General features: G+C 34.2%; 24 protein-coding genes. 12 read left to right on the top strand and 12 right to left on the bottom strand.

Annotated features, from left to right (window positions below; translation table 11 throughout):
• Positions 1 to 17: 17 nt before the first annotated feature.
• The 3 genes from ACM39_RS13950 to ACM39_RS13960 all read right to left on the bottom strand — a co-directional run bounded on the left by ACM39_RS13950 (position 18) and on the right by ACM39_RS13960 (position 4134).
• Positions 18 to 1580, bottom strand: a complete 1563-nt coding sequence (locus ACM39_RS13950) for a hypothetical protein (RefSeq protein ID WP_131701462.1) — start codon at positions 1578 to 1580, stop codon at positions 18 to 20.
• Positions 1581 to 1745: 165 nt separating this feature from the next.
• On the bottom strand, positions 1746 to 2792 hold the full coding sequence (locus ACM39_RS13955; protein WP_048511671.1) for an HlyD family secretion protein: 1047 nt from the start codon (positions 2790 to 2792) through the stop codon (positions 1746 to 1748).
• A 4-nt stretch (positions 2793 to 2796) separates the two neighbouring features.
• Positions 2797 to 4134: a TolC family protein gene (locus tag ACM39_RS13960; RefSeq protein WP_228377120.1), complete on the bottom strand. Its 1338-nt coding sequence runs from the start codon at positions 4132 to 4134 to the stop codon at positions 2797 to 2799.
• A gap of 137 nt (positions 4135 to 4271) precedes the next feature.
• Here ACM39_RS13960 and ACM39_RS13965 point away from each other — a divergent pair, with 137 nt between their 5' ends.
• Positions 4272 to 5075 carry a helix-turn-helix domain-containing protein gene (locus ACM39_RS13965; RefSeq protein ID WP_228377121.1) on the top strand — a complete coding sequence of 268 codons (804 nt, stop codon included), beginning with the start codon at positions 4272 to 4274 and terminating at the stop codon, positions 5073 to 5075.
• Between the two features lie 58 nt (positions 5076 to 5133).
• Here the strand turns inward: ACM39_RS13965 and rplI are convergent, their stop codons facing one another.
• The 7 genes from rplI to ACM39_RS14000 all read right to left on the bottom strand — a co-directional run bounded on the left by rplI (position 5134) and on the right by ACM39_RS14000 (position 11832).
• Positions 5134 to 5652 (bottom strand): 50S ribosomal protein L9, encoded by a 519-nt coding sequence (rplI, locus tag ACM39_RS13970; RefSeq protein ID WP_048511674.1) that lies wholly within the window; start codon positions 5650 to 5652, stop codon positions 5134 to 5136.
• 116 nt (positions 5653 to 5768) lie between these two features.
• On the bottom strand, positions 5769 to 6071 hold the full coding sequence (rpsR, locus tag ACM39_RS13975; RefSeq protein ID WP_034711446.1) for a 30S ribosomal protein S18: 303 nt from the start codon (positions 6069 to 6071) through the stop codon (positions 5769 to 5771).
• Positions 6072 to 6100: 29 nt separating this feature from the next.
• A complete protein-coding gene (gene rpsF, locus ACM39_RS13980; protein WP_048511675.1) occupies positions 6101 to 6442 on the bottom strand; it encodes a 30S ribosomal protein S6 in 342 nt (113 codons plus the stop codon).
• 137 nt (positions 6443 to 6579) lie between these two features.
• Entirely contained in the window at positions 6580 to 7926 is a 1347-nt protein-coding gene (locus ACM39_RS13985) for a T9SS-dependent choice-of-anchor J family protein (RefSeq protein WP_048511676.1), read from the bottom strand.
• A gap of 102 nt (positions 7927 to 8028) precedes the next feature.
• Positions 8029 to 9378, bottom strand: coding sequence for a chloride channel protein (locus ACM39_RS13990; protein WP_048511677.1), 1350 nt, complete (start codon positions 9376 to 9378; stop codon positions 8029 to 8031).
• Positions 9379 to 9624: 246 nt separating this feature from the next.
• Positions 9625 to 10941, bottom strand: coding sequence for a dihydrolipoamide acetyltransferase family protein (locus tag ACM39_RS13995; RefSeq protein WP_048511678.1), 1317 nt, complete (start codon positions 10939 to 10941; stop codon positions 9625 to 9627).
• 63 nt (positions 10942 to 11004) lie between these two features.
• A complete protein-coding gene (locus ACM39_RS14000; protein ID WP_048511679.1) occupies positions 11005 to 11832 on the bottom strand; it encodes an S-adenosyl-l-methionine hydroxide adenosyltransferase family protein in 828 nt (275 codons plus the stop codon).
• Positions 11833 to 11964: 132 nt separating this feature from the next.
• On the opposite strand from ACM39_RS14000, the gene ACM39_RS14005 reads away from it, so the two are divergent.
• From ACM39_RS14005 to ACM39_RS14025, 5 genes are all read left to right on the top strand, one after another.
• On the top strand, positions 11965 to 12921 hold the full coding sequence (locus tag ACM39_RS14005; protein WP_048511680.1) for a PhoH family protein: 957 nt from the start codon (positions 11965 to 11967) through the stop codon (positions 12919 to 12921).
• A 153-nt stretch (positions 12922 to 13074) separates the two neighbouring features.
• Complete coding sequence (locus tag ACM39_RS14010; protein WP_048511681.1) at positions 13075 to 13731, top strand: porin family protein; 657 nt, start codon at positions 13075 to 13077, stop codon at positions 13729 to 13731.
• Positions 13732 to 14164: 433 nt separating this feature from the next.
• On the top strand, positions 14165 to 14779 hold the full coding sequence (locus ACM39_RS14015; RefSeq protein WP_048511682.1) for an outer membrane beta-barrel protein: 615 nt from the start codon (positions 14165 to 14167) through the stop codon (positions 14777 to 14779).
• A 75-nt stretch (positions 14780 to 14854) separates the two neighbouring features.
• Entirely contained in the window at positions 14855 to 15538 is a 684-nt protein-coding gene (locus tag ACM39_RS14020) for an outer membrane beta-barrel protein (protein WP_048511683.1), read from the top strand.
• A gap of 48 nt (positions 15539 to 15586) precedes the next feature.
• Entirely contained in the window at positions 15587 to 16231 is a 645-nt protein-coding gene (locus ACM39_RS14025) for an outer membrane protein (protein WP_048511684.1), read from the top strand.
• A gap of 80 nt (positions 16232 to 16311) precedes the next feature.
• On the opposite strand, the gene ACM39_RS14030 is transcribed toward ACM39_RS14025, so the two are convergent.
• Together ACM39_RS14030 and ffh are read right to left on the bottom strand one after the other, a co-directional pair.
• Positions 16312 to 16575, bottom strand: coding sequence for a TM2 domain-containing protein (locus tag ACM39_RS14030; RefSeq protein ID WP_048511685.1), 264 nt, complete (start codon positions 16573 to 16575; stop codon positions 16312 to 16314).
• 27 nt (positions 16576 to 16602) lie between these two features.
• Positions 16603 to 17964, bottom strand: a complete 1362-nt coding sequence (gene ffh, locus ACM39_RS14035) for a signal recognition particle protein (protein WP_048511686.1) — start codon at positions 17962 to 17964, stop codon at positions 16603 to 16605.
• Positions 17965 to 18180: 216 nt separating this feature from the next.
• Between ffh and ACM39_RS14040 the strand changes: the two genes are divergently transcribed.
• From ACM39_RS14040 to atpA, 6 genes are all read left to right on the top strand, one after another.
• The gene (locus ACM39_RS14040) at positions 18181 to 18552 is read left to right on the top strand and encodes a hypothetical protein (RefSeq protein WP_131701463.1); all 372 of its coding nucleotides are present in this window, start codon (positions 18181 to 18183) and stop codon (positions 18550 to 18552) included.
• A gap of 59 nt (positions 18553 to 18611) precedes the next feature.
• On the top strand, positions 18612 to 19712 hold the full coding sequence (gene atpB, locus ACM39_RS14045) for a F0F1 ATP synthase subunit A (RefSeq protein WP_048511688.1): 1101 nt from the start codon (positions 18612 to 18614) through the stop codon (positions 19710 to 19712).
• A 38-nt stretch (positions 19713 to 19750) separates the two neighbouring features.
• A complete protein-coding gene (atpE, locus tag ACM39_RS14050) occupies positions 19751 to 19945 on the top strand; it encodes an ATP synthase F0 subunit C (protein WP_048511689.1) in 195 nt (64 codons plus the stop codon).
• Positions 19946 to 20031: 86 nt separating this feature from the next.
• Positions 20032 to 20529 (top strand): F0F1 ATP synthase subunit B, encoded by a 498-nt coding sequence (locus ACM39_RS14055; RefSeq protein ID WP_048511690.1) that lies wholly within the window; start codon positions 20032 to 20034, stop codon positions 20527 to 20529.
• Between the two features lie 2 nt (positions 20530 to 20531).
• The gene (atpH, locus tag ACM39_RS14060) at positions 20532 to 21071 is read left to right on the top strand and encodes an ATP synthase F1 subunit delta (protein ID WP_048511691.1); all 540 of its coding nucleotides are present in this window, start codon (positions 20532 to 20534) and stop codon (positions 21069 to 21071) included.
• Between the two features lie 18 nt (positions 21072 to 21089).
• Complete coding sequence (gene atpA, locus ACM39_RS14065) at positions 21090 to 22667, top strand: F0F1 ATP synthase subunit alpha (protein ID WP_048511692.1); 1578 nt, start codon at positions 21090 to 21092, stop codon at positions 22665 to 22667.
• Positions 22668 to 22729 lie beyond the last annotated feature (62 nt).

Raw genomic sequence — 22729 nt, forward strand, 5'->3', positions numbered from 1 at the left:
AATTTTCTGCCTAAACTCTACATAATATTTCTGATAACTATTTTTACAGGATGATATAATAATAAAAGCAGGGCTGTAATTAATGCCAACCAGAATAAGCCCGTAAAAATTTCCATATTGGAAAGCAGGATTGCCTGTGCGTTAATTTTTGCTTTAAAAGCCCCTGCGGTCATCGATAAAGACTCATTCGTGGGTAATTTTGAAATATTTGCTCCGAAAATCTGGTTCCATTGGGAATAAAAAACAGGGTTTGTATCAGTTAGATTATAACTTAAAGCATCTGAATGTTTTAAGGTTAAAAATAACATCAAATTCTGCATCAAAGCATATCCGATTGCGGTGGTCCAGAAACGGGTTGTCGTTCCTAAGGCTGTCGCATTGGAAACATATTCTTCCGGCATTCCTGAAATTAAAAAGAAAACCAGGGGCGTAAATAATAAACCTTGCGCGATTCCCTGTAAAAATAAAGGCGGACAAATCGTTGAAAGGGTAGTATCAGGATAAAAAGTATAGGTAAACCAGGCACAATCAACCGCTAATAGTAAAAATCCTGTGAAGAAAACGATTCTTGAGGAAATACCTTTGGTTAAACAAATTCCGGATATAAAAACACCTAAAAGTGTCCCGAAAACATTCCAGTATTGTATGTTGACAATATAATCCCATGGCCATTTCCAGACGGTTGCCATGATAATGTAAACATTATTTAAACCGGAACGAATTAAATAAAATATAAAGAATAACAACATGCCGACAATCACATTTTTAGAACTGAAAACCTCAAAATGAAAAATCGGGCGTTTGGAATTCCTTTGTTTTAACATAAATAATCCTCCCGAAATCATAAAAACGAAAAGACAAATAATGATGATATCGGATTCAAACCACATCAGCCTTTTCCCATAAATAATGGCATAACCTCCCGATTGCAGGCAAGCCCAAAGCAAAAACCAGCTTGTAATATCCAATTGATACAAGGGCTTTTTTGGGAAAAATCTGTTTCTGTTGAAAATGGCAATTCCGATAATTAAAATAAAAATATGAAAATATACCATCATTAAAATCATATGCTGGAAATCATAATCTTCAATACTGGATTTTAATAAAGATGTTGTGATGGTTCCGCCTGTCAGCATTATTGTATACATAAAAAGATAGGCGATGATTTTAGCGTGTCTGGTTTTTAATTCGGCAATAATCAATGGTAAAAAAATAGCGCCTTCCAATACTCCGAAAATTCCTTCTAAAAACCGGATAACCAAAATGAGATGATAATCATTGGTGACCGATAAAAGATAGAGGATTATAACGGAAATGGAAGACATCAGCAGAACATAATATTTCACACTGAAATAAGCCATAAACCTTTGTATCACTAAAAGGGTAACTACAAATGTCCCATACATCAAAATCATTAAGTATTGGATGTCGTCTGAATCTACATCCATAAAAGAAGATGTAAAAGCGCTATTAGAGTGTAATATCGACAACAACATCAGGTGGGGAAACAGTGCTAAAACCAAAAGTGGTAATTTTAGCCATTGTGGTACCCATTTATGATAGATTGTATTGTGCTGCATGATTTTTTGAAAGAAATGCGAAAAGACAAAGAGGCAAGGTATAAAAGTAAAGGTAAGATGACAAACTTGCGATTCTGCCTTTTCGCTAAAAAATAATTTAATTTGAAAAATGAGATAATTTGAAAATTAAGGGAGTTACATATTTTATACCCACACACTCAAGCTCTATATCTTTTTTGCACTCACCAGAACATTCATTCCGGAAAGTAGTTTTTCGTTGTTTTGATTATTATTGAGAATAATTTTTACCGGAAACCTCTGCTCGATTTTTACAAAATTTCCGGTTGCATTATCCGGTTTTACTAAAGAAAATTGTGAACCGGAAGCAGGAGAAACAGAAACTATTTTTCCTTTAAATTCTACGTCAGGATAAGCATCCGCTGTGATGATAACTTCTTTATTTTGGTCGATTTGCCCCAACTGGGTTTCTTTATAGTTGGCAATAATCCATTTTTCTTTGCTTACGATTTGCACCAAAGCCTGACCTTCTTTAATCAGCTGACCTTCCTGAATGGTTTTCTTACCCACCCAACCGTCATAAGGGGCTGTAACAACTGTATAGGAAAGAAAAAGCTTAGCATTGTTCAGACTTGCGGAACTTTGCTGAATCTGGCTTTTTACCGGAGCAACTTTTGTTTCCTGCTCATTGACACTGGCTCTTACTGCATTTTTTTGTTGTTCTAAAGCCAAAAGGTTAGCTTTTGCCTGTTCGTAAGATGCTTTTACATTTTCAAATTGCTGTTCGGTTGCAGCATCTTCTGAAACTAAGTTTTTATATCTTTTAAAATCCTGTTCGGTTCTCCAGATATCGATTTTTGCGGAAGCGATTTTGGCATCGATAATTTTGGTGTCACTTTCTTTTGTGTTGACACCGCTTTCAATCGTATTAATATTCTCAGAATTTGCATGGAGATTGGCTTCAGCCATTTTCACCTGATTGACGAATTCACGATTGTCAATAATAATTAAGGTGTCTCCTTTATGAACGAATTGATTTTCGTTAAACTTAATAGTTGTAATGAAACCTGATACTTTACTTGAAACAGGAGTAATATATTGCTCGATTTGTGCATCGTTTGTCGTAACATTTTTTCTGGAAAAAAGATAGAAACTTATCATCCCCGCTATTCCGCTGATAATTAAAATCCATGCCAATAAGGTAATCGTTTTGTTGATTCTTTTCTCCTTTCGGGTCAATTGCTTTTGTGCCATAGTTTTACAAGTTTCCAATCGTATATTGGAGTTGATAATATTTAAGTTGTCTGTTGATTCTTACGGAAATAAGGTTAGATTGAGCTTCCAAATAAGCGTTGTCGGCATCGATTAATTCGGTTATTAGGCTTAATTTATTTGCATATTTTGTTCTTACAATGCGATAGTTTTCCTTTGCCTGATTGATTGCCTCTTCAGCGATTTTTACCTTTTGGCCGGTTTCTTCAAACTTTTTGTAAGCTTCGTAAACACTATGTCTGATATTTTCTTCATTTTCCTCAATCTGAAGCTTTGCCAAGTTGATATTTTCTTTTGCCTCCTGCATTTTGTACTTATTTTTATATAAACTTTCGATAGGATAGGTAAGGCTGGCTCCAATCATTCCTAGACGGTAAGCGTAGGGTTCGGGAGGAAAAAACATCATATTTGGATACTTCAAAAAATACTCACCGCCTGCTGTAATTTTCGGTAAATAATCAGCTTTTGTAATTTTTTGGTCTAATTCTTTAAGCGAAAGATTTTTATGTGTTATTTTATTGGATTCATTTTTATATAAAGCGGTTTCTGTCAATTCATCTATATAAGGGACTTCTGCTTTTTCTGAAATTAAATCTACTGTATCAACGTGCATTTCCTGATTTTCGGGAAGTGAAAGAATTGTTTTTAATTGGTGTTCTGCAATCTGAATATCGTTATCCAGTTCTGTCCAGCTCATTTTGTGATTAGACAGTTGTAAAGATGTTCTCAACACTTCATTCACCGTTACAACTCCATTTGCTTTTAAGGCTTTTACTTGCTTGATATTCACAGAATCTTCTTTCATTTTATCATTAATTAAACCCTGCTGTTCTTTTAAATGATGAATTTGAAGAAAGGCAGTAATAATTTGCATTGTCAGTTGTCTTTCATCCAGCTGAGTTTTTAATGAGGAGATTTCGGTATCAATCGCTGCTTTTTTCTCTGTATTTTTAATTTTTCCTCCCATATAAACCGGAATTGATGCGGAAAGAGTAAAGTCATACATTCCGTTGATAATATCATATTTTGTTGCTTTTCCAAATACGCCATTTTCGTGCTGAAAAAGATTGGTAACCTGATTGTAACTTGTATGAAATTCAATATCCGGAAGTTTTTCCATTTTGAGGTCTTTTTCTTTGGTTTCGGACATTTCGTTTTTTAAATGACTTATCTGAATGTTTTTGTTATTCTTTAGTCCAATCTCAACTGCCTGTTGTAAGCTGAGATGCTGATAATCTATCATTTGTGAATGTAAAAGACTGCTTATCAGTAATAAGCACAACGCAATACAGTGATATCTGTGTGCGTCAAATATCATTTTCATAAATTTATTAAAGTTTTTTTGCTAAATTGATTTTGATACTGCAAATTTACGTTGTGAAGTATCGGACACTATTTGTGAAAACAGAAAAAGATTTTCTCATTTACGCCAAATTAAAATTTTATTGTTACCTTTATTTTATGAATGACAGTCATTTCGGAGCCGTTGAAGAAGTTGATGCAGAATTTTATGTTTATCATGTTCTCACAGGAAATGTGAAAACAGAAATACATCATCACAGTTCTGCACAATTAGTATATGCGGAAGGCGGTATAGTGCATATTTTTACAGATTTGAAACACTGGTATCTACCGGCCAGGTGCTTTATGTGGATTCCTGCAGGAACGCCCCATTATATTTTTTCCACCAGTCCGAAAGTAGATTTATATAATTTTTATTTTAAAAAAGAAGAAAATGAGAGTGGCTTTTTTGATGAAATTAATATTTATTCAGTCAGTCATTTGCTGCGAGAGATGATTCTGTATACAAAAGATTGGGATGGGAAAATCACAAAAAATGATAATGATAAATATTTTTTTCTCAAAGCATTAAAAGCAATTTTACCTGAAAAAAGAGATAAAAAACTGGCATTCCCCGTTCAGCATCCTTTTCCCAATGATGAAACTTTATTAAAGATCGCCCAATACATCCATGCAAATCTTGAAAAGCCTTTAACGATTGAATCTACTGCAAAAGAATTCGGGATGAGCACAAGAACCTTATCAAGGAAATTTAAAGAGATTTTAGGGATGAATTATGTTCGCTTTCTTCGTGCTTTAAGAATTACCCGTTCTTTGGAATTAATGATTGAAGAAAAATATAATATGTATGAGATTGCAATGATGGTAGGGTACAACAGCTTGTCCTCTTTCAGTAATATTTTCAAAAAAGTTATTGGTATACCCCCGACGGAATATCAACAACGTCTAAAAGGTAACAGATAAAAGAAAAACCACTTCAAACGAAGTGGTTTTTATATATTTTGAGAAAATCTCTTAAATTTTAAGCTTCTTCAGAAGGAGTTTCTTCTACTTTAGCTTTAGGAGCAGCAGCCGGTTTAGGAGCTTCTACCGGAGCATCAGATACGATATCGAATTCAAAATTGTACTCAACGTTTCTGTGTAATCTGATGTTGGCAATTACTTTACCAGTTCTCTTAATAGTATTCCCTGGAATTTTGATATATTTCTTCTCTACAGAAACTCCAGCTTTTTCTAGAGCAGCAGAAAGATCTGCATTGTTGATAGATCCGAATAATTTATCTCCTGAACCTACTTTCGCAGGGATAGTGATAGAAGTTTTCTTCAATTGCTCAACTACAGCGTTAGCAGCAGCGATTAATTTAGCTTCTTCTTCTTTTCTAGCTTCTAAAGTAGCTTCCAGAGCTGCTTTATTTTTAGGCGTAGCTAAAAGAGCAATTCCTTGAGGAATTAAAAAGTTTCTAGCATACCCTGGCTTTACGCTTACTGTATCGAATTCAAGACCTAAGTTTTCTACGTCTTTTTTTAGGATAATGTCCATTGTTGTTGTCCTTTTTTAGATTTTAGATGTCTAAAATCAAGTTAGAATTAAAATTATTTATTCAGCAACAAAAGAAGAAAGCGAACCTTCTTCTTTTATTTATTTTTTTACTTGGCCTATTTTAATAAGTCAGCTACGTAAGGCATCAAAGATAAATGTCTTGCTCTTTTGATAGCAGCAGAAACTTTTCTTTGGTATTTCAAAGATGTTCCAGTGTATCTTCTTGGTAAGATTTTACCTTGCTCATTTACGAATTGTAATAAGAAATCAGCATCTTTGTAATCAACGTGCTTAATTCCGAATTTTTTGAATCTACAATATTTCTTTTCAGATTTTGTATTGATATCAAGCGGAGTAAGGAATTTTACTTCTGATTCTCCTCCAGCTGAGGCTTGTTTAGCCATATCATCTATTGCCATGTCTTGTCTTTTTTAAATTGGGTTAATAATTAAGCCTTAGCTGTTTTTACTTTAGTTCTTCTAGTGATAGCGTACTCGATAGCATGCTTGTCTAGTTTTGTAGTAAGGTAACGAATTACTCTTTCGTCACGTTTGAATGCCAATTCTAGATCAGCAACTACAGTACCTTCACCTTTAAATTCGATTAAAGTGTAAAATCCGTTCTTTTTTAATTGAATCGGATATGCTAATTTTTTTAGTCCCCAATTTTCTTTGGCAACGATTTCGCAGTTCTTCTCTTTGATAAGATCTTCGAATTTTTTCACTGCTTCCTCCACCTGAGCGTCAGATAGAACGGGAGTTAAAATGAAAACAGTTTCGTAATTGTTCATAATGTTAAATGAATTTGTTAATTATTTCGAGGTGCAAAATTATGCATTTTATTTGTAATATGCAATATCTTAAAAAACTTTATTCAATAAAAAAGACCCGCAATGCAGGTCTTTAAGAATTATTTTTATTTTAAAAATTACTTTTTAATTACTTTTGCAGACTGTAAACCGTTTTCCGTTTCAGCAGTTAAAATGTAAGTTCCGGAAGTCAATCGGGATAAATTAACATCGAATTTAGTTTGATTAATTTCTGAACTAAGAACATTTTTGCCACTTAAATCATATACTTTAATAGATTTCACTTTTGCCTGAGAATCAATATTTAAAATATCAGTTACAGGGTTTGGATATACTTTCAACGATGAATTTTTCTTATTTATTTCGTTTACGGCTAGTGATGAAGCAAGTACATTTACAGTATAATCTTCTGCCTGGCCGTAGTCTGAGCCTAGACAAGGATTAATCAAATTCGGGTCATCGTCAATGGTTCCGTAGATTTTTTTAACACGCATTCTGGTGTTTCCTGTAAGAGCAGTTGACGGAACAGCGATTGAATGAACAGCCTGAATAGCATCTGTACCTGTGGAGTTTTCAATTGTTTGAGTTACCTGATATACTTCTCCTGCATCATCTAAAATACCATTTTGATTCCAGTCAATAAATACAGCGAAACTGTTTTCGTAATCTCCTCCTGTATTTCCTTTAAGTGTAATATCGTAAGATTGTCCTTGAGTAACAGTAGCTATCTGGTCTAAGAAAAATTCATGAGAATTTCCCACATAAAGTTCGTCGTCTGTTACATTATTGATTCCTGCAAAATTCACTAAAGTGATAGGCTCGTCACCATCTTCTCCAAAAAAGCTGTCTGCAAAGACTAAAGGTCCGCAATAGGTTAGAGGTGGTTGTACATAAGTGTAATCAACTTTTATGTTGTCTACTAGCAACATAAATTTGTCATTGCTATTATTTACGAAAGCAAATCTTACATTTTGCCCGATATAAGGTGTCAAATCTGCAGCTCTGCTTGTCCACGAAGGGTTTTCACCTGCTGTGCTGTAAAGTTGTACCGTAAAATCTGCAATGGTATTTCCTCCATTCGGCGCGAGCATTACTTTGTAGCCGTCAGGGTATTCTGCATCCTGAGCTTTAGCATCCCAATATAAAGTGGGAGAAGCTCCTGATACAGCTACTTGTGGTGATATTAACCAATCATTTGAGGTTCCGGCAGGAGTATACCAAGAGGTACTCATTGCAGCGTAGTTTCCCGCAGGCCCTCCAAAACTGCCATTAGCGCCTTGTCTGTCAATCCTATTCCATCCATTTGTAATAAAATTTACAGCTGTAGCTGGGGTCAATCCATCAGCGTCAATTACTGTCCAGGCGGCGATACCCGGTCCATTTCCATCAAAATTCTCTTGAAATATTTGCCCGAAGCCAAATACAGGAAGAGATACTAACATTGCATTCAGTAAAACTTTTCTCATAATTATTATTTTTTTATTAATCTCAAATATAATAAAAAATTATACAAAAATTCAATTTGTCAGTTTTTTATATAAAATTTTTAATATTTCTCTGATGATGTTTTAATCTTTTCTTATTTCTGATAAGAAGTTGGTTTTAATGACATCATATAAGGAATGACGGCTTACTAAAATGGAAGCAATAGATGAAACCATACCTGCTAGCATTAAGTGAAAAATTAATGAATGTCTGTCGGTCATTTCTAGAACAATAATTGCTGATGTGAATGGGGCTCTGGTTATTCCTGTAAGAAAAGCGACCATTCCTGCGAGAACGACAACATTTGTTTCATTTGGCGATAGATGGATAGCTCCTGAAATTACAGACCCGATACTTGCTCCGGCAGTTAATGCAGGTGCGAAAATTCCACCTGCTCCTCCGGAAGTGAAAGATAAAGCAGGGCCAAACATTCTCAAAATGGGTACATACCAATCTTCATGTTTGTTTTTTGTAAAAAGAACACGCTCCATAATTTCTTTTCCCGAACCTAAGATTTCTTGGTTGATGAAATAGGCTATCGATGCAATAATTAAAGCACAGATTACTAAAAATATTATGTTTGCTTTATCTGTTTTTAATTTTCTTTTCTTCCAGTCATTCATCTTCAGCATCGTTACGGAAAGCTGACTTGCCAAAATTCCCGCAACTCCTGCTACCAGAGTAATAGGAAACATTACCATCAAAGAAACATCATGTGTTTTTGGATACCCTAAATATAAATAGGAGCCGGCTAATGTCTGAGCCGTCAAACCTGCAATAATAACGGCTGTGAATAATGCTGTTTTAAAATAATTAATATGAGTTTTTGAAAGCTCTTCCACTGCAAATACAATTCCTCCAAGGGGTGTATTGAAAGCGGCAGCAAGACCGGCTGCTGCTCCCGTCATAATCATGTTTTTCTTTGAAATTTTTGGCCACCAATGGGGAAGGTATTCGTTTACCTTTCGGAAAACCGAACCTGCAATCTGAATTGTCGGACCTTCACGGCCGACAGCGCCACCTCCAATAACCAAGATTACGGATGAAAGTATTTTAAAGAAGATGATCTTTAAGCTCAATAGACTCCTGATTTTTGTATGCTCCTTGGGATTTGCTAGTTCAACGGCTGCCATTACCTGTGGAATCCCGCTTCCTTTGGCATTTGGTGCAAATTCCTTTACCAGCCACCAGGAAAGTACAAAACCAATCGGAGCGATAATAAAAATCATCCAAGAATGCCAATTCATAATGAAATGTAAAAGATTCTCACCCCAAGCGAAGATTTTAGCGTACATTACAGCAAGAAAGCCTGTAATCACTGAGCCAATCCAAAAGGGAATTGCCTGAAGCAGATTGTACTTCAGTTGTTCGTTTCGGATATTATCGAAGGATTTTTTAAGACTTCTTCGAATGAAGGTTAAAATTTTCAACATTTGTTAATTTTGAGGTGTAAAAATATATAAATTTTGAGAATTTTATATTGTTTGATGTTGCATCAGGGATAGGTTTTTATTTTGTTTAAAAATAAACAATTTATTTAAAGTTTATTTTAAAATTAAAGTAAATTAGACTAAAGTTCAAACAAAAAAACCTCCGAAAAAATCGAAGGTTTTATATTATAGATGTTTGATAAATTTGAAAAAGTATTTCACCACTTGGTCATTCATTATCATTTATGACTAGATTTCCGTATTCATATCCCAGTTTTGAAGATAGTCGTGGACATGTTTCAAAAACATACCTCCTAAAGAACCGTCTACAACTCTGTGATCATATGAATGAGACATAAACATCAACTGACGGATAGCGATTACATCACCATCTTTAGTTTCAAGCACTGCAGGTTTTTTTACAATAGCTCCGATGGCCAGAATTGCAACCTGAGGTTGAGGAATAATAGGTGTTCCCATAAGGTTTCCGAAGCTTCCTACGTTAGAAATTGTATAGGTTGCGCCTTGTGTGTCTTCTGGTCTCAGTTTTTTGTTCCTTGCTCTGAAAGCTAAGTCATTGATGGCTTTTGCAAGACCTGAAAGTGATAATTGATCAGCGTTTTTGATTACCGGAACGATAAGATTCCCATCCGGAAGAGCAGTCGCCATACCAATATTGATATTTTTCTTTTTGATGATATTTTCACCGTTTACAGAGACATTGATCATCGGGTAATCCTGAATGGCTTTTACAATGGCTTTCACAAAAATTGGCATAAAGGTCAATTTTTCACCTTCACGTTTTTCGAAAATATCTTTATGCTTATTTCTCCATTTTACAACGTTGGTCACATCTGTTTCAATGAAAGAAGTCACATGTGGTGCAATTTGTTTTGCTTTCACCATATTTTCAGCGATGATTTTTCTCATTCTGTCCATAGGAATGATTTCGTCACCTGCTGCAACAGGAACTGTAGAAACCGGCGTAGAAGCAGCAACGGCTTTTGGTGCAGAAACAGCTTGTGCCATAGCAGCTTGTTGAGCTGGCTGGTTTCCTCTGTTATTTACGTAAGCTAAAATATCTTCTTTGGTAATTCTTCCTTCTAAACCGTTTCCTTTGATAGATTTAAGTTCAGTTTCAGAAATATTTTCTTGTTGTGCAATTGATTTTACAAGCGGAGATAAATAAAGATCTCCTGAGAATTCTACATGTGAAGTAGCCGTAGGGGTTAAAGGCTCTTCTATAGTTTTTAATGTTTCAGCGTCTGGATTTGAGGCATTGGTTTCAGTTTTTACTTCTTCTGAAGCTGTATTTCCGCCTTCTCCTTCAATTTCTAAAATAGCAATGGCTTCACCTACTTTTGCAACTTCATCTTTCTGTTTTAAGATTTTCACGATTTTCCCCGAAACAGGTGTCGGAACGTCTGAATCTACCTTATCTGTTGCAATTTCTACTACGGAATCATCCTCTTTTACATTATCACCCTCATTGAATAACCAAGTGATAATTGTAGCTTCCATAACACCTTCTCCCATGGAAGGAAGCAATAATTTGTATTCTGCCATTTTTAATTTTTAGATTTTGACAAATATATAAAAAAAATCGGTTTTTTTATGAAATGTATAATTTTAGAAAAATTCGATGTAAATATTCTCCCCAACATTTAATCCAAATAAAGATTTTGCTCCGTTTTTTTTGCTTCCCTTATAGATTGTAAGCTCCAAAAGCTGGCTGTCATTGAAAATGGCCGCCGACTGCCCGTGGAATTCTGTTTCTCTTTCCCAATCAGAAACCACTTCTGTATGACTTGAAAATACTCTGGAAAGGCTTAGATTTCTGAATTTTATGGTGAAATTTTCATGTCCTTTGCCTAGGCTTTCGAAGAAATCTTTACTGATATTTGAAATTATGTTTCCGAAATTATCAATATAGGTAACTTCCCCGATAATCATTTTTTCAGACTCATTATAAACAGGTTTCGGGAACAGCAATTCTTTGGCATGTCTTATTTTTCTGCCAATAACTTCAGGTAATCCGCCATTTGCCAAATGTACTGCAGCGGGAACAAAAACATCAGTGGAAGTGAAGTTGACAATATCATCAAATCTGTTATTCAATGTGATTTCATAGATAGCTTCCGGTTTAATATCAAAAAAAATTAAACTTAAAATTCCGTTATCAGCTGCCAAAAAGTAATGTCCGTCAGCCTTATATAGAATGTTTTTTCTTGATTTGTGATGAAAACTGTCTACCGAAACAATGTGAATAGTTCCTTTAGGAAAATATTTATAAGCATTCCTTACAATATAAGAGGTCTGTATAAGATTAAAGGCTTGAATATCATGAGTAATGTCAACAATATTCACCTCTGGCTTTAGGGACAGGATTTTGCCTTTCACAGCGGCAACTCTGTAATCTAAATTTCCGAAATCCGAGGTAAGGGTGATAATCGACATTTGTAATTCTAGAAATGATGTTCTGCAAATTTATTTAAAAATAAAGGAAAGCCCGAATAATGTGGAAAAGAATTTGATATAAATTTGAAAAAAATCTTTAAATTTAAAATCTAAATAAAATATAAATACTGCATGTTTGAATTAACATATGATTTGGAAGATGTTAGCGTAAAAACCTTTTACGGTGTTAATAACCAATATTTCAATTTAATAAAATCCAGCTTTCCAACTCTTAAAATAACAGGAAGAGATCACTTTATTTTTGCAATGGGTAATCAGGAAGCTCTTGATATTTTTAAACAAAAATTAGATGACATAGTAAAATATATTTCCAAAAATAACTCTATTGAGCTTAAAGATGTTGAAAATATCCTTAATATTAAAGATGAGAATGAAAAACAATTGGTCTTTGATCAGGATATTATCGTAAAAGGAGTAAACGGAAAAATAATTAAAGCTAAAACCACCAATCTTAAAAAACTAGTAAAGGAAACCGAAAAAAAAGATATGGTTTTTGCCATCGGTCCGGCTGGAACGGGGAAAACTTATACGAGTGTTGCCCTGGCGGCAAAAGCTTTGAGAGATAAGCAGGTTAAAAGAATTGTTTTGACAAGACCGGCTGTGGAAGCGGGGGAGAGTCTGGGTTTTTTACCGGGTGATCTTAAAGAGAAGCTTGATCCATATTTACAGCCGTTGTATGATGCGCTTAGAGATATGATTCCGCATGAAAAGCTTGAAGGTTTTATCGAGAAAAAAATTATAGAGGTCGCTCCTTTAGCTTTTATGAGAGGCAGAACACTTGATGATGCCTTTGTAATTCTTGATGAAGCCCAAAACACTACTCATTCTCAAATGAAAATGTTCTTGACCAGGATGGGGATGAATGCAAAATTTATCATTACAGGGGATCCAAGTCAGGTTGATTTGCCCCCAAAACAACAATCCGGATTGAAAGAAGCGATGAGAATTCTGAGAGACGTAAAAGAAATTGGTTTTGTACACCTTACAGAAGAAGATGTGGTAAGACATCCTGTGGTAAGAAAAATTATCTTGGCATATAATGAGGAAGATAAAAGATTAAAAGATTAGTCTAAATCTTAAAAGAAGTAAAATCGGGAGCTATTATTTAAAATCCTAAAATTTTAGTTTTTATAAAGAAAATATAATTTTATTTTGTTAAAATTTGTTAAATTTAAAATTAATGTTTATGTTTGCGCTCTAATTTTAAAAACTAATTAAAACATGAAAAAAGTTATGTTAATTGCAGCAGTTGCTGTTATGGGAATTTCTGCAAACGCGCAAGAATTTAGATTCGGACCAAAAGCAGGTTACTCTTTTTCAACTTTAAAATATAAGGATACTGAAACTTCGATGAACACAGATCCGATGCATACATTCTATGTAGGTGGTTTGGCTGAGTATAAAATCAATGATAAATTTGGTATTCAGGGTGAGGTGCTTTATTCTCCGCTTGGTGGTAAGTCAAAATACGAAGCTGAGGAAGAAGATGGAGAATTCAGTGGTCTTAAAACAAAAACTACTTTGGGAACTTTATTGGTTCCGGTTTCTGCAAAATATTTTATTACTGAAGGTTTTTCTGTTTCTGCAGGTGCTAGTTTCGGGGTTATTTTTTCTGCAAAAGCAAAAACCGTATTTGATGGAGGATTGAATATTCCGGGATTAGAACTAGAAGGGGATAAAGAAGTGGATGTTAAAGATGCTTATAACAAGCTCAATATAGCTCCGTTCATTGGTGTTGAATACGCTTTAGAAAATGGATTGTTTTTCGATGCTAGATATAATTTAGGTATCTCTAATCTTGCAAAAAATTCAGGTGATGGTAAAGTAACTAACAGCTTTGCACAAATTGGCGTTGGTTTCAAATTCGGAGGAAACTAAGAATTATCAATTTAAAAGATATTAAAGCGGAATGATTTATTCCGCTTTTTTATTATGATAAAGGATTTTAACTATATGTTAATAAATTTTTAATATAGAAACTTAGGAATTAATTGTAATTAAGATTGAAAATATCAATAATAAGCGCGGTTTTGGCCTATTATATACGTCTTGAAAGAAGATTATCTGTTAAAATTAGTTGTAATTTCTTCTTAAAATACGATTTAATAAAATAAGTATTTTTAAACAACAATTGAAAAATTGTCTTTTTTTTACTCAAAAAATTATGAAAACTTCAAAGACCTATGTTTTCTGCATTTTATTCTTGGGAAAAGCTAAATTTCACGGATGATATTAATCACATTAACAAATTTTAATATTAAGGGTACCCTCTGTAATTTTGCCCTCAGAAAGTATTAAAATTTTTAGAAAAATGAAAAAAGTATTATTAGCAGGTGCTATTGCACTTTTCGGTTTATCAAATGCGCAAATCGCTAAAGGAACTACTTATTTGTCTGGTGAAATAAACTATACATCAACTCAAGATAACAATACAGATTATAAAAGAGAAGATTTCAAAATTACTCCTACTGTAGGATATTTTGTTGGAACTAACTTGGCTGTAGGTTTAGGTGTTGGTTATACTAACGGTTCTACAACTAATTATTTTGTAGAAGATGTAAAAACTAAAACAACTAGAGATGCTTTTGTTATTAAGCCTTTCGCAAGAAAATATTGGACTTTAGCTGACAAATTGTACATCTTTGGTCAATTAGAAGTTCCTATGGAGTTTGGTAAAGATAAAAGAGAGGTTTCAGGAGATGTTACTAACATCAATACTGAAAATAAATTCACTTCAATCGGTGTAAACGTTAAACCAGGTTTAGATTATTTCTTAAATAAAAACTGGTCTATTGAAGCTACTGTTGGTGAATTCGGTTACAAAAACGAAAAATATAAAGATGCTGATAAAAGTACAGATAATTTCAACTTTGGTTTGAACTTATCTTCTGTAACGTTCGGTGTTAAATATGTATTTGGTAAATAATAAACAAAGCATATAAAGTTAAAGTCCTGAGGTTTTCTTGGGACTTTTTCTCCATATAAAAACTAAAACTAAACCGTGAAAAAACTATTACTGACAGGTGCTGTTGCATTTTTCGGACTTTCGGACGCTCAGATTAACACGGGAACAACCTATGTTTCCGGACAAATAAATTATTCTAAAAGCAATCTCAAAACTGAAACGCCTTCCGGGAAAAAAGAAGGAGACGAGCTTAAAATCAGTCCTTCTATAGGAGTTTTTGTTGCTTCAAATTTTGCGGTAGGAACAAGCGTGGGATTCTTACACACAAAGTGGAGCGCTGATGAATTTTATGATATTTCTAATTCTGCTACAGAATCTTATTTCAGCATTTCTAATAAGAGTAATATTTTTGAAGTTGCTCCTTTCGTAAGAAAGTATTTTACTTTATCGGACAAATTATATTTCTTCGGACACTTAGAAATACCTATTCAGTTTGGTAAATTGGAAGGCAACGGAATGACAACTACTATTGATCCGATGACTGGGTTTATAACAGTTTATCAGGTGCAATCCGAACATAAAATTTCATCAATAGGAGTTAGAGTAAAACCAGGTGTAGAATACTTCTTAAGTAAAAACTGGACCGTTGAAGCGACTTTAGGAGAATTTGGATATAAAAGCTCAAAGACAAAAGGAGATGAGGGATCTGTTGAAAATTATAATTTCGGATTAAACCTTTCTTCAGTTACCTTGGGGATAAAATATGTTTTCACTAAATAAAATCAACAATAAAATATAAAACAAATTAATACTTTAAATATAATTACAATGAAAAAATTATTACTAGCTGGTGCAGTAGCACTTTTCGGATTGTCAAATGCACAAATGTCTAAAGGGGATTGGGTAATCAGTGGAAACACAGGATTAGGTTTTAACACTCAAAGCTCTAAGGTAAAAGTTAACGGTGAATCTGAAGACGGTCCTAAAATCAGTAACTTTTCTATTACCCCTTCTGTAGGATATTTTGTAATCGATGGTCTGGCTGTAGGAATCGACTTAGGATTCAACAGCAATACATTAAAGCAGGATGGTGATAAAGTAACAAATTCTACATTTTCAGTGATGCCGACTGCTACTTATTATTTCCAGACAGGAAGTAAGTTTATTCCTTTTGTAGGAGCAGGTATCGGATATGCATCAAACAAAACAAAATATAGTTTTGCGAATTCAATTATTGATCCGCTACTTTTCGATGGAGATACAACAACAGATGGTTTAGCTTGGAAGGCAAAAGCTGGTGTTACTTATTTGGCAACCCAGTCTTTAGGTATCAACTTAGGTCTTGGATTTGACCAGTTCTATACTAAAGATACTTATTACAACACAGAAGTGAAAACTACAACAAGTAATTTCGGTGTAAATGTAGGTTTTTCTTATTTCATCAAAGCTAAAGCTCAAAAATCTGATAAATAATCAATTTATTTTAAGATAATAATGAAAAAACCAACTCGAAAGAGTTGGTTTTTATTTTTAATAAGATAAACAGCTATGTTTTAGAACCATTCTTTTTGGTTTTGGACATAAGTCTGGTCAAATTCTTCATCTGATTTTGTCAGGTAAATAATACCTTCAATTAAACCGACAATACCCGCACCTCCACATGTTACAAGACCAAGAATCAACTGAATGACTCCTGTTTTTGTATAACCCAGGTAAAATTTGTGAATGGCAAATGCTCCAAGCAAGATTCCTAAAATACCTGCAACTAGTTTTTTTTCTGATTTGTAAGGTTGATTGTAGTTTCCTTGTGTTTCCATAATAATATTTTTTAATGATTGTTGGTGTTATTTTCCAAACATTCCGCCCATTCCAGGCATATTTGGCATTTTGCTCATCATCTGCATCATTTGTTTTCCTTGAGGGCCCTGCATCATTTTCATCATTTTCCCCATTTGATCAAATTGCTTCATCAATTGGTTTACATCTTCAATTTTTCTTCCTGCGCCTTTAGCAATTCTATTTTTTCTTTGTGTATTGATAATAGAGGGAGTTCTTCTTTCTTCCGGGGTCATAGAATAGATGATAGCTTCGATATGTTTAAATGCATCATCGCTGATTTCCACATCTTTAATTGCTTTTCCAACTCCGGGAATCATACCCATCAAATCTTTCATATTACCCATTTTCTTGATTTGATTGATTTGCTTTAAGAAATCGTCAAAACCAAACTCATTTTTAGCGATTTTTTTGTGAAGTTTTTTTGCTTCTTCTTCGTCAAACTGCTCCTGAGCTCTTTCTACTAAGGAAACAACGTCTCCCATTCCCAAGATTCTGTCTGCCATCCTTTCCGGGTAGAAAAGGTCTAAAGCCTCCATTTTCTCACCCGTAGAAATGAATTTTATTGGTTTTTCTACAACGGAACGAATTGTCAATGCTGCACCACCTCGTGTATCACCGTCTAATTTTGTAAGTACAACTCCATCAAAATTTAAAGCATCGTTAAATGCTTTAGCTGTATTCACAGCATCCTGACCAGTCATTGAGTCAACAACGAATAGTGTTTCATCCGGTTTGATGAAATAATGAACAGACTTAATCTCGTTCATCATTTGCTCATCAATCGCTAAACGGCCTGCAGTATCGACGATTACAATATCGTGACCATTTGATTTTGCAAAATTAATTGCATTCTCGGCAATAGTAGAAGGATTTGTAGAACCTTCTTCCGTGAAAACAGGAACCCCGATCTGTCCACCTAAAACTTTAAGCTGATCAATCGCAGCAGGACGGTAAACGTCACAAGCAACCAAAAGAGGTTTTTTATTTCTTTTTGTTTTTAAATAGTTAGCCAATTTTCCGGAAAAAGTGGTTTTACCAGAACCCTGAAGACCTGCAATAAGAATTACAGACGGTTTTCCTGAAAGATTAATTCCTTCCTGAGAACCTCCCATCAAATCTACTAATTCGTCATGAACAATTTTTGTCATCAACTGTCCCGGTGTAAGCGAAGTAAGAACGTTTTGCCCTAAAGCCTTATCCTGAACTCTTTTAGTAAGATCTTTGGCAACTTTATAATTAACATCGGCGTCTACCAATGCTCTACGAATCTCTTTTACGGTTTCGGCTACATTGATTTCCGTGATTTTTCCGCGTCCGGAAATATTGTGAAGCGCTTTGTCTAATTTATCCTGTAAACTATTAAACATATTTATTGTAAATTATAGGTTTGCAAAAATAGGGAATTTTTAGCATATCCAAAGTTTTCGATACGTAATATTATATATAAGGTATAAAATTATTGTAGCCAAAATGTAACTGAGAGATGATAAAAATCAAATCATGGCAAAATACGATAGAAAAAGTCTATTTTTGCGATAATTAAAATGCTCCTAAATAAGCGTTAGGTGAAAACAGATTTGATAATGAAAGCTAATCCTAATATCCTGGTTACAGTATTATTTTTTTTAACATTCTTAATGCATTTTTCTTTATGGAAATTTGTTTTTCATTTAGATGAAATTATAATTGTAAAGTTTTATCTTTTCTTAAGCGTTATGTTTATGATGATGATAACTCTCATTATTTTGATTAATAGAGTGGCGCCGCAATTTTTAGGTTTATCTGTGATTGGTTTGATACTTTTAAAGTTTGGCTTGATGTATATGATTAGAAAAAAATTAAACTTTGAAGCTGTTCCAGACTATAAATTTCATTTTATAATACCGTATTTTGTCCTGACAACGCTGCTTACATACTATGCGATTCGGCTAATTAATCATGACAAAAAACAGTAAAATTATTTATTGAAACTTGAAAAATTATTATATTTTTGCACAACGAAAAAAACCTATCAATGTTTAAGAAATTCGCAGTTTTATTCTACAGTATTTTTGTATTAAACTTAGTGTCTGCACAGCACAGTGAGGCTACTGCTGAGGCAGTTCCGGCTCAAGAGCTATCAGAAAAGGATAAAGTAAGTAAAGAAAACAAAGAGTTCATCGAACATCACTTGTTGGATGCACACGACTTTACATTGATGGTTGATAAAGAAGGTCATCATATTGGTTTTCCTCTTCCTGTTATTTTTTATGATAATGGTTTTCATTCTTTCATGAGCAACAAAGAAGGTTTCATGCATGGTGAGCCTACAGAGGTAGATGGTTCTTTTTATAAATTACACCACGAGAAAATTTACAAAACTGATGCGGCTGGAACTTTAACTTTTGATAAAGAAGGTCATGCAACTTCTGAAAAAGTTTTAGATCTATCGATAACTAAAAGTGTACTTATTATTTTATTAGTATCAATTTTTATGTTGGTATTATTTGGAGGAATGGCCAAATCGTATAAGAAATCTGTTGTGCCTACTGGTGCTGCTAGGTTTTTGGAGCCATTAATCATTTTTGTTAGAGATGAAATTGCTATTCCTAATATCGGCCATAAGTATAAAAGATTTATGGGATATTTATTAACAGTATTCTTCTTTATCTTATTCTTAAACGTATTAGGATTAATGCCTTTCGGAATCAATGTTACAGGTAATATTACAATGACATTCTTCTTGGCAATTCTTACTTATTTAATTACTACATTCTCAGCCAATAAAGATTATTGGAAACATATTTTCTGGATGCCGGGTGTACCTGTTCCTATGAAATTAATTATGTTGCCAATCGAGTTATTAGGAACTATTACTAAACCATTTGCTTTAATGATTCGTCTTTTTGCAAATATGACTGCGGGTCACATTGTAGTAATGAGTTTAATTGGATTGATATATGTATTTAAAAATGTTATTGCAGGAGTTGCATTCCCGTTCTTAACATTGGTAATTTATTTATTAGAAGTATTGGTAGCGTTCTTACAGGCTTATATCTTTACAATGTTATCAGCTTTGTTTATTGGAATGGCTGTGCAGGAGCATGAGCACGAGCATCATACTGCCGCTCATTAATAAAAAAATGTTAAACAAATTTTTTAAAATTATATATTATGGAAATTCCTAAAATTGTAGGTGCTGGTATCGTAGTATTAGGTGTTGGTATTGGTCTTGGTAAAATCGGAGCTGCTGCTCTTGAGGCTATCGCTAGACAACCAGAACAAGCTGGTAAAATTCAAACAGCTATGCTTATCGCTGCTGCACTTGTTGAAGGTGTTGCGTTTGCTGCTCTATTCGCAGTAAACTAATTAAAACTAAAACCATTACCCGTAACGGTTGGTTACAGGTAATGGTTATTTAAGAAAAAAAGTAATAATTATTTATACATTATATAATGGAATTAATTCATCAGTTTTCATCAGGATTATTTATTATCCAGTCTGTTATTTTTCTAGCACTATTATTTTTGTTAGGTAAATTTGCTTGGAAGCCTATTTTAAAATCTATTAATGATAGAGAAACTTCTATTGTTGACGCTCTTAATCAAGCTAAATTGGCTAGAAAAGAGATGGAAACTTTAAAAGAGGATAATGAAAGAATCATTCGTGAAGCTAAAATCGAAAGAGATGCTATCCTTAAAGAAGCCAGAGAAATTAAAGATAGAATCGTAGGTGAAGCTAAAGATGCTGCTAAATCTGAAGGAGATAAATTAATTGAAGCTGCTAAACAGACTATCCAAGCTGAGAAAAATGCTGCGATGGCAGATATCAAAACTCAGATTGGTGTTTTATCTGTAAACATCGCTGAGTCTATCTTGAAGCAAAAATTAGATAACAGCGAGGCCCAAAACGAATTAGTTCAAAATTATTTAAACAAATCTAACCTTAACTAATAATGCTTACATCTAAAGTAGCTAAAAGATACGCACAAGGTTTACTTGATTTTACAAACGAATCAGGGCAAACGGCTACTGTATTTTCTGAAATGAAAGATGTAGTGAAACTGATGTCTCAATCTGCTGATTTGAACAAATTTTTCCTTACACCGTACATTGATTCCAAAAAGAAAATAGAAGTAGCAAAGGAGATTTTCAAAAGTTTATCACAGACTTCCCAAAATTTAATTACGTTGGTAATCAAACAAGGCCGTGAAAACCAATTGAAAAATATCGCTCAAGAATTTATCAATAAAGTTGAAGATATCAACGGAGTACAGAGAATCACTCTTACGACGGCGACTCAGCTTTCAAAAGAGAACCTTGATCAGATTTTACAATCTACCAATTTGGTAAACAAAAATTCAAACTATGATTTGAATTTACATGTAAAACCCGAAATTTTAGGAGGATATATCCTAAGAGTAGGAGACCAACAAGTGGATGCGTCTGTGAAGACTAAGCTGAACCAAGTTAAAAAAGATTTTCAATTAAATTAAGAAAAAAACAACCATACAATGGCAGAAATAAATCCGGCAGAAGTATCTGCGATCTTAAAACAGCAATTGGCCAACTTCGATACTCAATCAAACGTTGAGGAAGTAGGTACAGTTTTAACCATCGGTGATGGTATTGCTCGTGTATACGGGTTAGAAAACGTACAATACGGAGAGTTGGTGAAATTTTCTAGTGATGTAGAAGGTATTGTACTAAACCTTGAAGAAGACAACGTAGGTGTTGCTTTATTGGGTGAAAGTAAATTAGTAAAAGAAGGAGACACAGTAAGAAGAACAAACAGAATTTCTTCTATCAAAGTAGGAGAAGGAATGTTAGGTAGAGTAGTAGATACTCTTGGTAACCCTATCGATGGTAAAGGTCCTATTACTGGGGATTTATACGAAATGCCATTGGAAAGAAAAGCTCCTGGAGTTATCTTCAGACAACCGGTAACTGAACCTTTACAAACAGGTATCGTTGCGATTGATTCTATGATTCCTGTAGGAAGAGGTCAGAGAGAGCTTATCATTGGTGACAGACAGACAGGTAAAACTACTGTTGCGATTGATACTATCATTAACCAAAAAGAATTCTTTGATGCAGGCAAGCCTGTATATTGTATATATGTTGCTATTGGTCAGAAAGCTTCTACTGTAGCACAAATCGTAAAAACCCTTTCTGATAAAGGAGCTTTAGCATATACCGTAATTGTAGCGGCTAATGCATCAGATCCGGTTCCAATGCAGGTATATTCTGCAATGGCAGGGGCATCTATCGGAGAATTCTTCAGAGACACTGGTAGACCGGCGCTTATCGTTTATGATGATTTATCTAAACAAGCCGTTGCTTACCGTGAGCTTTCTCTGTTATTAAGAAGACCACCAGGCCGTGAGGCTTATCCTGGAGACGTTTTCTATCTTCACTCAAGATTATTGGAAAGAGCCGCGAAAGTTATCGCTGATGACCAAATTGCTAGCCAAATGAACGATTTACCAGATTCATTAAAACCAATCGTGAAAGGTGGCGGTTCATTAACAGCACTTCCTATTATCGAAACTCAGGCTGGTGACGTTTCTGCGTATATTCCAACAAACGTAATCTCTATTACAGACGGACAGATCTTCTTGGAATCTGACTTGTTCAACTCAGGGGTGCGTCCTGCAATCAACGTGGGTATCTCTGTATCGAGAGTAGGAGGTAACGCTCAGATCAAATCAATGAAAAAAGTTTCTGGTACTCTTAAATTAGACCAGGCTCAATATAAAGAATTAGAAGCATTTGCTAAATTCGGTTCTGACCTTGATGCTTCTACTTTAGCGGTAATTTCTAAAGGAGAAAGAAACGTAGAGATTCTTAAACAACCAGTAAACTCTCCACTTCCTGTAGACAGCCAAGTTGCTATGATCTACGCTGGAACTGAGAACTTGCTAAGAAACGTGCCTATCAGAAAGGTAAAAGAATTCCAAATTGAATATATCGAGTTCCTAAGATCTAAGCATCCGGATACAATGGCTGCTATTAAAGCGGGGAAAATCGATGATTCTATCACTGGTGTTCTTAAGCAGGCTGCTAACGATTTAGCTGCAAAATATAACTAAAAATTAGTTGATGGTTTTTGGTTGATAGTTGACAGAATTTTCTAAAACTAGCAACCAACAAC

This window comes from Chryseobacterium sp. FH2 (genome assembly GCF_001045455.1).
Classification (GTDB): domain Bacteria; phylum Bacteroidota; class Bacteroidia; order Flavobacteriales; family Weeksellaceae; genus Chryseobacterium.

What these genes read in the sequence shown, in the direction of transcription:
- ACM39_RS13950 (WP_131701462.1), bottom strand. Translation starts at nt 1,580, where the DNA reads ATGCAGCACAATACAATCTATCATAAATGGGTACCACAATGGCTAAAA.
- ACM39_RS13955 (WP_048511671.1), bottom strand. Translation starts at nt 2,792, where the DNA reads ATGGCACAAAAGCAATTGACCCGAAAGGAGAAAAGAATCAACAAAACG.
- ACM39_RS13960 (WP_228377120.1), bottom strand. Translation starts at nt 4,134, where the DNA reads ATGAAAATGATATTTGACGCACACAGATATCACTGTATTGCGTTGTGC.
- ACM39_RS13965 (WP_228377121.1), top strand. Translation starts at nt 4,272, where the DNA reads ATGAATGACAGTCATTTCGGAGCCGTTGAAGAAGTTGATGCAGAATTT.
- rplI (WP_048511674.1), bottom strand. Translation starts at nt 5,652, where the DNA reads ATGGACATTATCCTAAAAAAAGACGTAGAAAACTTAGGTCTTGAATTC.
- rpsR (WP_034711446.1), bottom strand. Translation starts at nt 6,071, where the DNA reads ATGGCAATAGATGATATGGCTAAACAAGCCTCAGCTGGAGGAGAATCA.
- rpsF (WP_048511675.1), bottom strand. Translation starts at nt 6,442, where the DNA reads ATGAACAATTACGAAACTGTTTTCATTTTAACTCCCGTTCTATCTGAC.
- ACM39_RS13985 (WP_048511676.1), bottom strand. Translation starts at nt 7,926, where the DNA reads ATGAGAAAAGTTTTACTGAATGCAATGTTAGTATCTCTTCCTGTATTT.
- ACM39_RS13990 (WP_048511677.1), bottom strand. Translation starts at nt 9,378, where the DNA reads ATGTTGAAAATTTTAACCTTCATTCGAAGAAGTCTTAAAAAATCCTTC.
- ACM39_RS13995 (WP_048511678.1), bottom strand. Translation starts at nt 10,941, where the DNA reads ATGGCAGAATACAAATTATTGCTTCCTTCCATGGGAGAAGGTGTTATG.
- ACM39_RS14000 (WP_048511679.1), bottom strand. Translation starts at nt 11,832, where the DNA reads ATGTCGATTATCACCCTTACCTCGGATTTCGGAAATTTAGATTACAGA.
- ACM39_RS14005 (WP_048511680.1), top strand. Translation starts at nt 11,965, where the DNA reads ATGTTTGAATTAACATATGATTTGGAAGATGTTAGCGTAAAAACCTTT.
- ACM39_RS14010 (WP_048511681.1), top strand. Translation starts at nt 13,075, where the DNA reads ATGAAAAAAGTTATGTTAATTGCAGCAGTTGCTGTTATGGGAATTTCT.
- ACM39_RS14015 (WP_048511682.1), top strand. Translation starts at nt 14,165, where the DNA reads ATGAAAAAAGTATTATTAGCAGGTGCTATTGCACTTTTCGGTTTATCA.
- ACM39_RS14025 (WP_048511684.1), top strand. Translation starts at nt 15,587, where the DNA reads ATGAAAAAATTATTACTAGCTGGTGCAGTAGCACTTTTCGGATTGTCA.
- ACM39_RS14030 (WP_048511685.1), bottom strand. Translation starts at nt 16,575, where the DNA reads ATGGAAACACAAGGAAACTACAATCAACCTTACAAATCAGAAAAAAAA.
- ffh (WP_048511686.1), bottom strand. Translation starts at nt 17,964, where the DNA reads ATGTTTAATAGTTTACAGGATAAATTAGACAAAGCGCTTCACAATATT.
- ACM39_RS14040 (WP_131701463.1), top strand. Translation starts at nt 18,181, where the DNA reads ATGAAAGCTAATCCTAATATCCTGGTTACAGTATTATTTTTTTTAACA.
- atpB (WP_048511688.1), top strand. Translation starts at nt 18,612, where the DNA reads ATGTTTAAGAAATTCGCAGTTTTATTCTACAGTATTTTTGTATTAAAC.
- atpE (WP_048511689.1), top strand. Translation starts at nt 19,751, where the DNA reads ATGGAAATTCCTAAAATTGTAGGTGCTGGTATCGTAGTATTAGGTGTT.
- ACM39_RS14055 (WP_048511690.1), top strand. Translation starts at nt 20,032, where the DNA reads ATGGAATTAATTCATCAGTTTTCATCAGGATTATTTATTATCCAGTCT.
- atpH (WP_048511691.1), top strand. Translation starts at nt 20,532, where the DNA reads ATGCTTACATCTAAAGTAGCTAAAAGATACGCACAAGGTTTACTTGAT.
- atpA (WP_048511692.1), top strand. Translation starts at nt 21,090, where the DNA reads ATGGCAGAAATAAATCCGGCAGAAGTATCTGCGATCTTAAAACAGCAA.